The following is a 14,011-nucleotide window of genomic DNA, read 5'->3' as shown; positions in this document are numbered from 1 at the left end:
ATTGTTAAAAAGATTTAATCAATCAATTTTATCGCGCAAGCGGCAACTTTAATTTATTCCACATCCCATGAAGATTTTGATGCTTTCCTCGACTTTTCCCTATCCGCCAAGCCGCGGAGGAACTCAGGTGAGGACGTTTAATTTATTACAATACTTGAGCCAGCGGCATGAGGTAATTCTCGGCACTGTGCGATCGCCCGATGTCACCGACGCACAAATCGACACATTGCGCCAGCAAGTCACAGAATTAGCAGTTTTTCCCAACCCGCAAGCACCCCCCCAACCCCCCCTTGCCAAGGGGGGGCTAAGACTCGATCCAGAACCCGATGGCGATTTTTTGCCTCCCCCCCTTAATAAGGGGGGGACTGAGGGGGAGTTCTCTAAAATAATAGGAAAATTCCACAGATTTGGTCGATTTTTGCAGTCGGGTACACCTCCCAACGTACTCTCAAGCTACTCCCAAGCAATGCAGAATTGGGCAGACGAATTGGTGACAGCAGGCAAATGCGATGCTGTCACCTGCGAGCACAGCGTTAATGAGATTTACGTGCGTCCAGAATGGCGGCAAAAACTGCTGACAGTGGCAAACATTCACAGTTCCGTTTGGGGAACTTGCAGGGAAATGTTAGCAACCGGCACGTCGGAAAAACCCCTGCGCGATCGACTGAATTTACCGCTACTCGCCCGCTACGAAAAACGCTACTGTTCCAAATTCTCCCGCATTGTTGCGACAACATCCACAGACAGAGAGCAACTCCTAGAATTACTGTTGCCTCCGGTTCAGGTGCGAGGAAAACAAGATTTTTTTGTACCTTCCATAGATGTAATTCCTAACGGCGTGGATGTGGCCGAATTTCCGTACCGGTCGATCGATCCGGGAGGACACACCTTAATTTTTGCAGGCGCAATGAACAATTTGCCCAATATTGACGCGGCGCGGTTTCTCAGTTTGCAAATACTGCCGCCTTTGCAGCAGCGGTATCCTGATGTCACCCTCACCCTAGTCGGGGCTTCGCCAGTCCCGGAAGTGCTCGCCTTGGGGAAACTCCCCGGAATTCAAGTAGTAGGTCGGGTGCAAAGGGTGGCAGAATATTTGCATCAAGCTGCTGTTTGTGTGGTGCCGATGCGGATAGGTTTTGGGATTAAAAATAAAACTTTGGAGGCGATGGCTGCGGGAACCCCCGTCGTTGCGAGCGCTCGAGGTTTGGAGGGTTTAGCCGTCGATGGCGGCCCACAACCGAGAAGGGCCTTGCGGGCGAACAAAGTTCACGAGTATGTTGAGGCGATTACCAGTTTGTTTGAAAATCAGCAGCTAAGACAGGATCTTTCTGTCAGCGCGCGATCGCTCGTTGAAAGCCAATACACTTGGGATATCATAGGTCGGCAGTACGATCGGCTATTGCAATTTTAAACCCTAAATTCTAAAATCTAAATTCTAAAATGGGATGATGGAACACAAAATTAACCCCTCAAAAAATCGAGCCTTACCCCCAGAAAATCGAAAAGTTGCTCCTCCTCCGACAAGGCGCCGTCGCCAAACCCGACGCCCCAAAAATCTTCAAGAGTCCCAGCTTCCAATACCTACTCCCCGAACTCGCGCGAGATATCCCTGGAAAAGACTGGTAGCTAATTTGACAGCCCTCAGCGTCTTGGCTGGCTGTGCAGCTTTGATGGGAGGCGGCGCTTGGCTGAGTTATCAGCTAATTGTCGATCCCAATGGCAACAAGTTGATCTCTCAGTTTGTGCCGGAATGGTCGCGCCTGCCTACAGGTAGCAGAGATTCGATCCAAACTCTCGATCAAATCAAAGCCAGCATCCGCAAATTGGGATTCGTAACCGGAGAACCCCTGCCGCTTCCCGTCGATCAATCCCGCGATAATTCTATTTCCGATTTGCTATTGCCGGTGATGGTAGAAAGAACTGTTAAGGCTTCTACTGTTTGCAAAAATCCTTGCCGTCAAATTGTCGAACTTCGGGTGTACAAGCGAGTACAGTTGCCCGATCGCAGTTCCGATAAAGAGCAGTATTTTCAGTTAGCAAGTTCTGTGAACGTAGAAGGCCCGGCGGAATCTTTTGTCATTGCTTCTTTACCTGACTCTACATCTGACAATCAAGCCTCGAATCAGTCGCTACCCCTAACAGAACTGCGCCGCTTTGACGGAAAGCCCCCCGCCTCAGGCATTTGGTTTAATGTCAGCGGTCAACTAAAGCGGGGCGACAGGAAAATTCCCTACGGACAAGTCGTTCGCTACAACCCCAGCCAAAATCATTTAATGCCGCTGTTGGAGTGGGCGAGTGCGGCCGGACAACCGCCGAATTGGCAGCAAATTGTTAAGGGGGAAAACCCGCAGTTGGCGATCGACCAAACAGTTGGTTTAGAGCCGCAATTTACCCTTTATCAAATTGGCCCGCGCAAATTTTTGCCGAACCCCGTTCAGTTAACGGCGATTTCTTTAGAAGAAATTGCTTTCAATGACGAGACTTACAAAAATGGGCTGCGACTTGCCAAAAGCGGGCTGTGGTCTCCAGCATTAAATGTCATGCGTGTGGCGAAGGGGAAAGCTGGCAAAAATTGGCCTGCTGTCGCGCAAGCTCAGCTAGAAACGATCGAATTTCACGCTAAAATTACTCGGGCGCAGGCGATCGCATCTTGGGCCAGTCCCGGTCAACAAGTTCTCGCAGAATTGATCGACGGCCGCTGGGCCGAAGCTTTGCAAGTATTTGAAGCCGATCCGAGCAACAGTAACGAAATAGCCACAACCCTCAAAAATGACAGCGGGCGGATCTGGAACCGCATAGACGCCGCCTTGAGAGTGAATGCCGCTGACGCCGATGTCAAGGCTTGGGGTGCTCTGATTGTAGCTTCTCAAGACGGATCTCGCGAGGCGATGAATTGGCTCGACCAGCAATCAGATACTGACAGCGAAACAAGAAGTCGAATTCGGAATTTAGTCAACAAACTTCAGGAAGCAGTTTCTCAGGCTGAAAGTTTAGAAGCTCACAAAAGTCAAATTATGGGTTCTGCTACTTTAATTAACAGTGTCAATCCCGCTGAGTGGCTGGAACCCGAACCGAACAACGACTTAAAATTGGCGGGAGAACAAGTTTGGTATCAGGTGCAAGTAGCGAGTTTTTACGACGGTAGCCGCTGGGTTAATTCGCCTTTTTCAGATGTAGAAGTGCGCTCTTTTCCTGCTACTCAAGTTAAGTGGCTCTGGGGGCGGCTGGGATTACTGGCTGACCCCAAGATTAAGATTGAGGTAGCGATGGCTAACGGTCAACAAAGAGTTGCTGTGGGAACGGTGAAAGCAGTGCAGGTTCAAGACGGAAGTCTGCGCTTGCTGGCGGCGGTTGACAAGCGATCGTAATCTGGCAGAAAGCATTCGGCAGATAGAACAGTCCCGGAGGCACTCTTGACACAAAGAAACCGGGTTTTTTTACCATTTCTGCCGATTGCAACAGAAGTATTTTCGTAAAAAAAACCGGTTTCCTGCGACCCATGCGTCCAAAACTAGGAAAAAGGAAAATGCTCTCTTCTCCCCCTCCCGCAACTCCGAAAGAGGCGCAATCTCAAAACTCTTCCCCTAGCCACTTATCGCTCTTGGACAACCATGCAGACAAAAATTTTGTTAATTAAATTAACACAAGTTGCACACAAAAAACCCAGAGATGTCAAATCGCGCCCTTTTTAGAGAGTGCTGCAATCATCTGCCGTTTCACCGCTTTAGCCCAAAGCTCAAACTCCAAACTGTTGATATTGTTGATTTTCACTTCCTCAACAGGCTGAGTTGGGGCTTCTTTCTGTGCTGTAGTCTCCATTGTTTTTTTCCTCGTCCAAAAAATGTTAGTAGTCGATCGCAAACGGTTAGCATCATACATCTATCTTATGAAGTAATTCCTCCGATTAATTACACTAAAGGCAGAGATTTTCCCCATAAGATGCAGTAAATACATCTAGATAATGCAATTTACGAATTTAATGTAAGAAAATCCTACAACCCTTGCTCTATATAGGCTTTTCCTGACATTAAAATCTTACAATTTACATTGTATGGCACTATCAAACCACTACTTATGTTAGTAAAATTATTTTTTAATGAATGTATTGGCATATACAGCCCAAAATCATTTTATTGAATTCAGAGAGTGCCGTAAAGCCGATCGCCCGCATCTCCGAGGCCGGGTACAATATAGCCGTGCTCGTCCAAACACTCGTCAACTGCCGCCGTATAAATCTGCACATCAGGGTGTTGTTCGTGAAAGTGCTTAAGTCCCTCCGGTGCCGCCAGCAAGCACAAAAATTTAATAGACTTCGGATTAACTTCTTTAAGCCTATCCACTGCCGCCACCGCTGAATTACCAGTAGCGAGCATCGGATCGACAATTAAAACATCTCGCTGTTCGATATCCTGGGGAACTTTGAAATAATATTCGATCGCCATCCGAGTTGTCGGATCGCGGTACAAACCAATATGTCCCACCCTCGCAGACGGAATCAGCTCTAAAATACTATCTAACAGTCCCTGACCGGCGCGCATAATCGAAATAATAACAATTTTCTTTTCTGCAGCCAGCACAGGTGCATTCATTTGGGCGATCGGCGTTTCTATTAGTTCGTATTTGAGCGGCAAATCTCGCGTCACTTCATAGGCTAGCAGCATTCCAATCTCTTTCAACAGTTGGCGAAATTTCGCCGTGCTCGTTTGAGTTTGCCGCATTAGAGTTAACTTGTGCTGTATCAAAGGATGGTCGATGACAGTAACTTTAGCACTCATTTTTTTGAAGAATTAATTTGCTTTATTCTAACTTATCAGCCATCAAGGCATTCTTGACGCAAAAAAACCAGGTTTCTGCCGCCCCGGCGTCCTGAACTACTTATATCAAACCCCTATTGAAAACACAAATACCGCGCGAATAAAATTACTTCTACACTTGCCTTTCATCCGCCCAGCGCGACACTAAGTATGCGAGGTTGGAAAATAGACAAATATGTCATTATGTCGTTTCTCTCCTTCCCGCACTCTTCCTAAGAACGCAGATCCGGGCCCAAAAGCCTCCCCACTGGTTTCGCTGTCTCGCGCTCCATCCAAGCCCAATAACACAGAGCCGGAGTTTCGCCCCGAAATCTTCCGGAACTTTTACCAACAGATATGAATCTTAAGAAGTATCAACAGAAAACCTATTTTTTCGATTAATTCACTAATCGAAAAAACCTGAATAGGAACTGCCCATGAGGTCATAAGCTTGGCGTGACTGGCTTTTCATCTTTCAACATGAAGGCGGCAATATCCAACTTTAAAACGCATTACCGAAATTCAGTTCCATTTTTTTAGGGTGCTCCTAACACACAACTGAACTTATTAAGGAGAACATCCATGAAGTTTGTAAAACTATTGCTAGCTACGGCATTAATGACTGCTTCTATCAGCCCCGCCTTGGCTAATCCGCTGGTTCAAATTTTAGGTGCAAGCTACGGTGGTAGCGGTTGCCCCGATCGCTCCGCCAGCGTCAGCGTCAGCCCCGACGGTCAAGAACTCACCATCCTATTTGATAAGTTTGCAGCCCAGGGAAATGTCTCAACAGAAAGCCGGAAAAGCTGCAATCTGAGCATTCCCATCAAAGTACCCCAAGGCTACCAAATTTCTATCTACGATGCTGATTACCGCGGCTACGTGGCTCCCAAAACCACAGCCAACCTGCGAGCAGAATACTTTTTCGCGGGAGCCCGCGGCCCAGTTTTTAATCGGAATCTCAGCGGCGAAACTAACTACAATGTTCGAGATAGCTTAGCCACTGTAGCTAATGTTTGGTCTCGCTGCGGCGACAGTGTAAATATGAGAGTAAATGCTGCAATGACAGCCCGCGGTGCCGGCATGGCCACCGTTGACTCCTTCGATTTGGCTCATCGCGGTTTAGTTTATCACGTCAAATATCGCACTTGTCGCTAAGCAGCTTGTTGGGAGTGTAGTGTGAGGTATAGTTTTCAGGTTTGAATTTTGAATTTTAAGTTGGAAGAGGGGATAATTTTCCCTCTTCCTTCTTGCTTCTTCCCTCTTCCTTCTTCCCTCTTCCCTTTTCCTTCTTCCTGGCATCCGTGACATCCGTTACATCCGTTATAGAATCCGTTGCCGAACTTCCCTCTTCCCTCTTCCTTCTTCCTTCTTCCTTCTAAAACACAGTGCCGTCACTTTCAATCTGAATTGGCGGCCCTCCACCAGCCCTCAATTCGCCCGCAATTTTCCGCCCCGCCGCCCAAGTTCCTCCTTGCAAAATTTTCACCAGGGGCAATTCTGTCGCACTCAAATGCAGCTTTTCTCGAATAGCTGCGGCAATTTTATCTAAAAGATTCACAGTCAGCGATCGCCATTCCACTATAACTTCCGAACCAGGCAAGTAACTCTGTCCAAAAATAGCAGAATCTTTTGCCTGCAGCAGCCCGATATCCAAACACAAACCGCCGTTGCGGTACTCCGGCAATCCCGTTAACTCATCCAATCCCGCGACTTCTAAACCAAGTTCTTGCAGCGGTTCCAACAGCGAATAAGTCAACCACTGCGATAGTTTGTGAAACGGCACGAATTCATCTCCCAAATTTTCTCCTGTTAAAGCCGGATGCCACCACACATCGCCTAAATTAACCCCACCAATTGCATATCTTCCCGGCCAAATTTCCCCAAAACCTGTCAAAACAGCGTTCAATACTTCAGCAGCATTCACAGTTTTGACTCCAGAAACCCGATTGTCTAGCAAGTATTTTGCCAAATTGCCGGGACGCGGGTTTTCGCTGCCAAATAATAATGGAGGTTGGCAAATCGCCTTCCCCAAACGCTGCAATAATTCTAATCTGCCTGTTAAACCAACTAGCGGATTGTCTCGACTTACCTGAAATCCCGCAGCTAAGGTTTCGAGTTTTAATTGAGAAAGTCCGCGAGAATCCGCTTGCCAAGGAAAATCGGGATTGCTGGAAAAAACACCTTGACAAAACATCCGCAAGCTGGCTATTGCTAACCCTTCAGAACGGCGGTAAACCTGTCCGGTTTCAGGTTCGCAATACTGCCAATCTGCACCAGCACCGGCATCGAGCAAAACGCTGATAATTGCTAAATCAAATTTGATCTTAGCTTTTTCAACCGGCGCAAATTCTGCTAAAGCTGCATCCAATTCGGCGAGTCGCGGCAGGTTGCCGGCTTCAAAATGTCGCCAGCGACTGTGAAAGGGAATGTTAAAATCGGGATACTGTTGGCGCGTTGTGTCAATTACATAATTTGCTGCGTTGTCGAGTTGGGATAAATCGACGCGGAAGTAGCGGAGTTTGTCTAGGCGGGCTAAATCAAAAAGCCGATCGCACTTTTGGCGAATAGCAACCGGTGTTCTCAGATATTCTACAGTCTCAAGTTCAATATTTTTCAACTTCATACCACCAAACAACGGTAAACATCGTTTTCTTGAAAAAAGTCAAACTGACTGTAATCTAAAAGATTATCTAAAATCACATTTTTATCTAGTTTGATCAGCTTATATTCCCACTTCGAGCCGCTGACTTCGCGTTTTATTTGATCGGAAACTATCACCGAGTTTTTTTCGACCCTCGGAGATACTATTTTACTTAAATCTTCCAGTCTGTCGGCTATGTTAATATCTTTTCCGTAAGTGCAAGACCTAAATATATATAAATTTCCCTTAGCAACTCCCACGGACAAGCCGCAAGGTATTTGATTGGCGTGAATAAAAAGTTTCCAATTCTCGCACAAACTTTCCATTGCCGCTAAGGCTGAGTGAGCTTCCGGGAAAGTCAACAAATGCGAATCCCCAACAATACTGCGAATTGTGCCACCGTATTCTTCGCAAATTGTTTTTTCAAAAGTATCAAAGTTGGTGAGCAAATATTCAACATCTTTGATAGAATTAGATTCTTGATAAGCTATAAAACCTCTCAAATCAGCTTTAATTATTGCTTGATTCTTGATGATTCGCGTTTTATAACTTTGGTCAACTTTGTATACTTTTTCAGGTTCGCTCATTCCTTTCAAAGAAAACTCGTTGACAAAAGACGTTTGCACTTCTGCTTTGTTGAGCGCCAGCCATGCTGCTTGGGACAAATATATTTCATCCGGCGGAGTTACTGATTCTATGCGCGCTGTTAAATTCACAGTATCGCCAAAGATATCTTTATCTTGATGCAAGACATCTCCTAATGTAATCGACACGCGAATAGCCAATCGTTCGTCGTTCGCCTTGCTAGATTGTTGCGCTCTCAATTCTTGCTGCATTTCTATGGCTGCTACTGCCGCGGCTGTGACGCTGGGAAAAATTATCCAAAATGAATCACCTTCCCCTTTAATTACGCTGCCTTCATTTCTGGCGCTAATATCTGAAACAAAATTTTTATGCTCGTTTAACAAACTACTCAAGTCCGACTGAGATAATTTTTTGACTCTGGCGGTATATCCGCAAATATCTGTTTTTACGATCACACTAGAACGCAAATTAGCCATAACCTACCCTGACTGATCAAAAACCAGCAATAAATTTTGTTTAGCAAAGACGCGATTGTTCGCGTCCCATCGGTCGCGTCTTTGCCCTCTTAATCTCCTAAATCGCGTCCGATCGCTTCTGCAAGAATTGTAGCATCTGGCACCGGGTCGGGCGTGTAGTAGCCGGCGGCTTTTTTGGCGACAATTTCGACTTGTGCGTCTGCGGGAATCCAATCTTCAGGAATGGGGATGCGATCGACCACCTGAATGCCAGAATTGATAATCGCATTGTATTTCATATCGCTCATAGAAACTAAACTGTCAATTCGAGAGATACCCAACCAGTGCAGCACGTCTGGCATTAGTTCTTGAAACCGCATATCTTGAACTCCCGCAACACATTCAGTGCGCGTAAAATAGGCATCAGCGCGATCGCCGCCTTCCTGCCGTTTTCTGGCATTGTACACCAAAAACTTAGTCACTTCCCCCAAAGCTCTCCCTTCCTTGCGGAAGTAAACTATTACCCCAGAACCGCCTGATTGTGCCGTTTGGATGCAAATTTCCATCCCGTGTACCAAATAAGGGCGACAAGTGCAGATATCGGAACTGAAGACATCAGAACCGTTGCATTCATCGTGTACCCGTACCGCCAACTGCTTATCCGGGTCAGAAATATTCGCGACATCGCCAATAATATAAACCGTAGTTCCGCCAATTGGCGGCAAGAAAACGTGCAAGTCCGGCCGCGTCACTAAATCCGAGAACATTCCGCCTGTTTGCTCAAACAGGACACGGCGGAGAACGCTTTCTTGGGCCCCAATCCGCCGAGCAATTCCCGGCAAATACCAAACCGGGTCGATCGCAATTTTAGTTACTGCTAAATTGCCACCTGCTTTGACTATTTTGCCATCAATTTGCACTCGCCCCTTAGCGATAGCATCTTGCAATTCCGGCATATTAATGTGAGCTTTAGTGACCGCAATTGTCGGTCGAATATCGTATCCCTGCTGGAGAAATGAAGTATAAACTTCGCTGACCAAACCCCCAAAGGGATCGAGAGAAACAATTAAATTGCGATCGCCCCAACTCGGGTGCGGCCCGATGTGTGCGGCCGGAGAGGTGTTGGTAAAATCGGGGCGGTGATCTGCTTGGAGTGCGCCGGAAGCAACTGCTAGCGCGCGATAAACAGAGTAGGAACCCGAATGAGTGCCGATAGCATTCCGGTGAGACGATTTGGTGAGGCTACCAATCACAGGCCCCCGTTTCAGCGGATCGATTTCTCCCCAGTAAATGGGATGAGGTTTTGCGCCGGATCTGTCGGGGTGGGATGTTAAAACTATATGCTTGGGTTTTGACACAGTTTTTTTTCTCTTGCTATAGATGCTGCTGTTGGTTGTAAGCCGAATCGCCATCTGAAACAGTGATCGATCATACCGACAGTACACACCTCCCTGGTTGAAACAATCGCGCTATCCACACACAACCCTTTCTCGGCTTGGGTTTCAGGATAACAGGAGGTTTTACTCGGATTTGATATAAGTCCAAAGTTTAATCTTTTCCAGTATAGCCAACACCAAAGACAGCACAACGGTCAAACGCCAATGTTGAAGTTTTAACAGATGCGAAAAAAAAAGATTTGAGATTCTCAGCAGCCAAGGTGCAGTCAATCTCAAATCTCAAATCTCAAATCTCAAATCGAATATTTTTGCTCGCAACGCCTTAATCTAGGCTTTGTGGGTGACAGAATTCCATTAAAATTGCCTCGCCTTCGTCGCGCGAGTCCAATTCCTGCGCTGCCCGCTTGAGATAGTTTTCTGACAGCAAGCGGCTGGAAATTTTGTGCGGTATAAACCAGCGATGACGCCATCGCAAACAAAGCGAAAAACCCACGGCTTCTGGGAAAGAATAAGTGGACTGTCGCCGAATTTCCAAACCAGCAACTTCTCCAGCTTTACTCAGAGTTTTGGGAGTGAATTGTATGATGTTGCGAGGGAAATAAGCGCTGTGCCATCGCCAGCCCAGCAGGCGCGCTGATTCGCAATCAGCATTCGGTACAGCCACCCAAATATAACCGTTTGGTGCCAGCAACTGCCTCATGCAGTTGAGTGTTTGCGTGGGCGAAGGTGTTGCCATCAAAACATGAGAACAGGTGATGACATCAAACTTTTCGTCCGTACCATGTTGTGCGATATATTCTTCCAAAGTGCCTGTAAAAACATCGAGTCCGCTATCACGGGCGGCCGCCGTAGCCGATACCCCAGGATCGACGCCTTTAACTTCAACTCCCAGCTTTTTTAAGACTTGCAGAAAAGAACCGCCACCGCATCCCACGTCCAACAACCGCTTGCCGACAGGGATAGGAATGTGCCGGTACTCGCCCCGTCGCTTTGCTTCTTCAACTACTTGTTCCTCATCCTCAACGCGAGTGTTGTAGCACAGATAATCTGGGGGATAATATGGAATCAATTCCTCCCATGTAGGTTGGGGGTTGAGAAATCCTAGCCCGCAATCGTCACAGCCAAAAAGCGACCATTTCAGTGGTTCTTTAGGGGCATCGGAAGTGCCAGCTTTGTTGCGGAAACGGATATTTTGTGAATTGCAAACAGGGCAATTTGTCAGTTCTTGCATGGTAACTTTTTCTAGTTGTTGGGCACTCTCATGAAGTATATGCACACAGACACATACAAGCAGGACTTACGCTCAGAAACCCGGTTTCTCCGAAAAATTGCGTGAAAAGTCACCAAATTTTCTGCTCAAAAACTTGGTGGTCAAGATTTCCGTCCTGATAAAAATTACGCACTGATATCAACAAAACCGGAGTTTTGAAGTTTGAGATCATCTCAAATCGAATATTCTCCAATCGAATATTCTTGCTCCAAACCTCTTAATCCCGGCTTTGAGGGTGACAGAATTCCATTAAAATTGCCTCGCCTTCGCCGCGCGAGTCCAATTGCTTCGCCATGCGCTCAACACGTTCGTCCGAAAGGAACAAGCGGCTAACTTTGTGCGGTACAAACCACCGATAGCGCTGCCACAAACAGATAGAGTAACGAAGGGCATCCGGCAAAGAGTAGGTGTAATTGCGCTGAATTGCCAAACCTGCCTTTTGGCCGGCTAGAGCTAATGTTTTTGGAGTGTAACCGATCAGATTGTAAGGATAATCGGTGCTGTGCCAGCGCCAGCCCAGTTGCCGCGCGTATGGGCTGTCTGCGTTCGGTACAGCGACCCAAATGTAACCGTTTGGAGCCAGCAATTGCCTCATGCAATCGAGTGTTTCAGCAGGCAAAGGCGTTGCTCCCAAAACGTGGGAACAGAGTATGACATCAAACTTTTCGTCAGTACCTTTTTCTGCAACGTATTCTTCTACAGTGCCGGTGAAAACATCGACACCGCATTCGCGGGCCGCTGCTGCTGCTGAGGAGCTAGGTTCAACTCCTGCTACCTCAACTCCGAGTTTTTTGAAGACTTGAAGAAAGGAACCTCCGCCGCATCCCACGTCTAACAACCGCTTGCCTACAGGGATAGGAATGTGTCGGAATTCATTAAGTTTTTTGGCTTGTTTTACTACATCTTCTTCGTCTGGTACGTATGTGTTGTAGCACTGCCAGCCCTCTGGGTAATAATCGCTCAGTTCATCCCATGTCGGGCGGGGATTTACGAATACTAAGCCACAATCTTCGCATCCGTAAACTGACCATTTAGGAGGCTCTTTTGGTTGGCGGGCTGTCCCCGCTGTGTACAGGAAGCTGATTTTTTGGGAGCTGCAAACTGGGCAATTTGTAAATTTTTGCATGGTTCAGTTTCACGATTTGTATAGTTGCTAATGGCAGTGGAACGACCACAATTTATTACCATTAGCTGGGCTGGTAGAGTGCACCACTGCAAACAGATCGAAAACTAGGTTTATTTGCAAATCAGTATTTGTAGATGCTCGGTTTGTTGGCGCTCGACCCCCGATCGATCGGCGCTGTACAATTTTATGTCTAAATGGTTAGACTAAGAAGGTAGCATTTGTTACCAATAATACAACCGACGCTTAACCGACAATGATTTTCGGTAGCGTTTTTGCGGTAGCGCTAAATTCTTAGGAAAATACTAACTCACAAAATTAATGTTGCCAAGTACATCTAATTATTTGCTCAAAAATGCTCGCGTGCCCGCGTCTCTTCTAGAGATGAAATCGATCGCCCCGTCAGCTTCTACTGTGGCGACAGCGGGGAGTGAGAACAATTTTTGTTTGGTGGATTTGGAAATTGCAGCAGGGGCGATCGCCCAAATTATCCCAGCAGGTACAAAACCTGTATCCCCCTGTGGAGATATCTCAGTTGTAGATTTGCAGGGCGGCTTAGTTTGGCCTTGTTTTGTGGATATGCACACCCATTTAGACAAAGGCCACATTTGGGAACGATCGCCCAATCCGGATGGAACTTTTGCCAGCGCGATCGAAGCGGTATGCGCTGATGCCGAAAAAAACTGGAATGCAGAGGATGTTTACCGGCGGATGCAGTTCGGCCTCAAGTGCAGCTACGCCCACGGAACCAAGGCTATCCGCACTCACATCGACAGCGCGGGCGAACAGGGAACCGTTAGTTTGGGAGTATTTGAAGCGCTGCAAGCCGAATGGGGCGATCGGCTGATCTTGCAAGCAGTTTCCCTGGTTTCCCTCGACTATTACCTGACACCCGCCGGCGAAAAATTAGCCGATCGCATTGCCCAAATTGGCGGCATTCTCGGCGGCGTCGCCTATATGAACCCCGACTTAGACAAACAACTCGATCGAGTTTTTGCGTTAGCCAAAGAACGAAATTTAAACCTCGACTTCCACACCGACGAAAACGACGATCCAGATTCAGTAACACTGCGGGAAGTCGCAAAAACCGCCATCCGCCATGAATTTGGGGGTCAAATAATCTGCGGACACTGCTGTAGTTTAGCCGTACAACCGTCTGATTTAGTAACAGAAACTCTGGAATTAGTCAAGGAAGCAAATATTGGCATTGTCAGCTTGCCGATGTGCAACCTTTACCTGCAAGACCGAGAATCTCAGCATACACCGCGCTGGCGGGGAGTGACACTGCTGCACGAACTCAAAGCAGCCGGAATTCCCGTTGCAGTTGCTAGCGATAATTGTCGCGATCCGTTTTACGGATTTGGCGACCATGATGTTTTGGAAGTTTTTAATATGGCAGTCCGCATCGCTCATTTAGATAGGCCTTATGGAGACTGGCCCTGTACTGTTACAAAGACTCCAGCCGATTTAATGGGATTGCCGAGTTTAGGACGAATTGCAGTGGGTTTACCTGCTGATTTGATTTTGTTTAAGGCGCGGAATTTCAGCGAATTGTTATCTAGAGCGCAGGGCGATCGCACAGTTTTGCGGCAGGGCATTAAAATTGATACAACTTTGCCCGATTACCGCGAACTCGATGATTTATTAGCAACTTAAATCTGACATCCTGCATCAATCTCAAGAACCGGCAAGATGCCTGTTCCACAAAAGATGAATTTTCTTTCTACTCGTTACTAGGCTCTGCCTG

General features: G+C 47.0%; 11 protein-coding genes. 4 read left to right on the top strand and 7 right to left on the bottom strand.

The features are described 5' to 3' along the window. Positions 1–67 precede the first annotated feature (67 nt). Positions 68–1,411, top strand: coding sequence for a glycosyltransferase family 4 protein (locus tag QUA71_RS06040; RefSeq protein WP_333283293.1), 1,344 nt, complete (start codon positions 68–70; stop codon positions 1,409–1,411). Positions 1,412–1,445: 34 nt separating this feature from the next. Beyond that, positions 1,446–3,368, top strand: a complete 1,923-nt coding sequence (locus tag QUA71_RS06035) for a hypothetical protein (RefSeq protein WP_333283291.1) — start codon at positions 1,446–1,448, stop codon at positions 3,366–3,368. A 304-nt stretch (positions 3,369–3,672) separates the two neighbouring features. On the opposite strand, the gene QUA71_RS06030 is transcribed toward QUA71_RS06035, so the two are convergent. Both QUA71_RS06030 and upp read right to left on the bottom strand, forming a co-directional pair. Continuing rightward, on the bottom strand, positions 3,673–3,819 hold the full coding sequence (locus QUA71_RS06030) for a hypothetical protein (protein ID WP_006635359.1): 147 nt from the start codon (positions 3,817–3,819) through the stop codon (positions 3,673–3,675). A gap of 320 nt (positions 3,820–4,139) precedes the next feature. Then, a complete protein-coding gene (gene upp / locus QUA71_RS06025) occupies positions 4,140–4,775 on the bottom strand; it encodes a uracil phosphoribosyltransferase (RefSeq protein WP_333283289.1) in 636 nt (211 codons plus the stop codon). Between the two features lie 600 nt (positions 4,776–5,375). On the opposite strand from upp, the gene QUA71_RS06020 reads away from it, so the two are divergent. Beyond that, positions 5,376–5,948 carry a DUF4360 domain-containing protein gene (locus QUA71_RS06020; protein WP_333283287.1) on the top strand — a complete coding sequence of 191 codons (573 nt, stop codon included), beginning with the start codon at positions 5,376–5,378 and terminating at the stop codon, positions 5,946–5,948. 220 nt (positions 5,949–6,168) lie between these two features. On the opposite strand, the gene QUA71_RS06015 is transcribed toward QUA71_RS06020, so the two are convergent. The 5 genes from QUA71_RS06015 to QUA71_RS05995 form a co-directional block, all read right to left on the bottom strand. Continuing rightward, entirely contained in the window at positions 6,169–7,416 is a 1,248-nt protein-coding gene (locus tag QUA71_RS06015; RefSeq protein ID WP_333283285.1) for a URC4/urg3 family protein, read from the bottom strand. Beyond that, positions 7,413–8,495 carry an adenylate/guanylate cyclase domain-containing protein gene (locus QUA71_RS06010; RefSeq protein WP_006635355.1) on the bottom strand — a complete coding sequence of 361 codons (1,083 nt, stop codon included), beginning with the start codon at positions 8,493–8,495 and terminating at the stop codon, positions 7,413–7,415. The genes QUA71_RS06015 and QUA71_RS06010 overlap by 4 nt, the downstream gene beginning before the upstream one ends. 89 nt (positions 8,496–8,584) lie before the next feature. Next, a complete protein-coding gene (locus tag QUA71_RS06005; RefSeq protein ID WP_333283284.1) occupies positions 8,585–9,832 on the bottom strand; it encodes a GTP cyclohydrolase II in 1,248 nt (415 codons plus the stop codon). Positions 9,833–10,193: 361 nt separating this feature from the next. Next, positions 10,194–11,102 carry a class I SAM-dependent methyltransferase gene (locus tag QUA71_RS06000; RefSeq protein WP_333283282.1) on the bottom strand — a complete coding sequence of 303 codons (909 nt, stop codon included), beginning with the start codon at positions 11,100–11,102 and terminating at the stop codon, positions 10,194–10,196. Between the two features lie 256 nt (positions 11,103–11,358). After that, a complete protein-coding gene (locus tag QUA71_RS05995) occupies positions 11,359–12,267 on the bottom strand; it encodes a class I SAM-dependent methyltransferase (protein WP_333283280.1) in 909 nt (302 codons plus the stop codon). Positions 12,268–12,585: 318 nt separating this feature from the next. Here QUA71_RS05995 and QUA71_RS05990 point away from each other — a divergent pair, with 318 nt between their 5' ends. Beyond that, complete coding sequence (locus QUA71_RS05990) at positions 12,586–13,920, top strand: cytosine deaminase (protein WP_333283278.1); 1,335 nt, start codon at positions 12,586–12,588, stop codon at positions 13,918–13,920. Positions 13,921–14,011: the final 91 nt, after the last annotated feature.

Origin of the sequence: Microcoleus sp. MON1_C5 (genome assembly GCF_036701875.1) — a bacterium.
GTDB lineage: Bacteria > Cyanobacteriota > Cyanobacteriia > Cyanobacteriales > Microcoleaceae > Microcoleus.
The sequence above is the reverse complement of the archived record's forward strand: the minus strand, read 5'-3'. Positions and strand labels throughout refer to the sequence as shown.

Bases quoted from the DNA above. Each gene is read 5' to 3' on its own strand.
- QUA71_RS06035 (WP_333283291.1), top strand. From the start codon at position 1,446: ATGATGGAACACAAAATTAACCCCTCAAAAAATCGAGCCTTACCCCCA.
- QUA71_RS06020 (WP_333283287.1), top strand. From the start codon at position 5,376: ATGAAGTTTGTAAAACTATTGCTAGCTACGGCATTAATGACTGCTTCT.
- QUA71_RS06010 (WP_006635355.1), bottom strand. From the start codon at position 8,495: ATGGCTAATTTGCGTTCTAGTGTGATCGTAAAAACAGATATTTGCGGA.
- QUA71_RS06030 (WP_006635359.1), bottom strand. From the start codon at position 3,819: ATGGAGACTACAGCACAGAAAGAAGCCCCAACTCAGCCTGTTGAGGAA.
- upp (WP_333283289.1), bottom strand. From the start codon at position 4,775: ATGAGTGCTAAAGTTACTGTCATCGACCATCCTTTGATACAGCACAAG.
- QUA71_RS06015 (WP_333283285.1), bottom strand. From the start codon at position 7,416: ATGAAGTTGAAAAATATTGAACTTGAGACTGTAGAATATCTGAGAACA.
- QUA71_RS06000 (WP_333283282.1), bottom strand. From the start codon at position 11,102: ATGCAAGAACTGACAAATTGCCCTGTTTGCAATTCACAAAATATCCGT.
- QUA71_RS05990 (WP_333283278.1), top strand. From the start codon at position 12,586: ATGTTGCCAAGTACATCTAATTATTTGCTCAAAAATGCTCGCGTGCCC.
- QUA71_RS05995 (WP_333283280.1), bottom strand. From the start codon at position 12,267: ATGCAAAAATTTACAAATTGCCCAGTTTGCAGCTCCCAAAAAATCAGC.
- QUA71_RS06040 (WP_333283293.1), top strand. From the start codon at position 68: ATGAAGATTTTGATGCTTTCCTCGACTTTTCCCTATCCGCCAAGCCGC.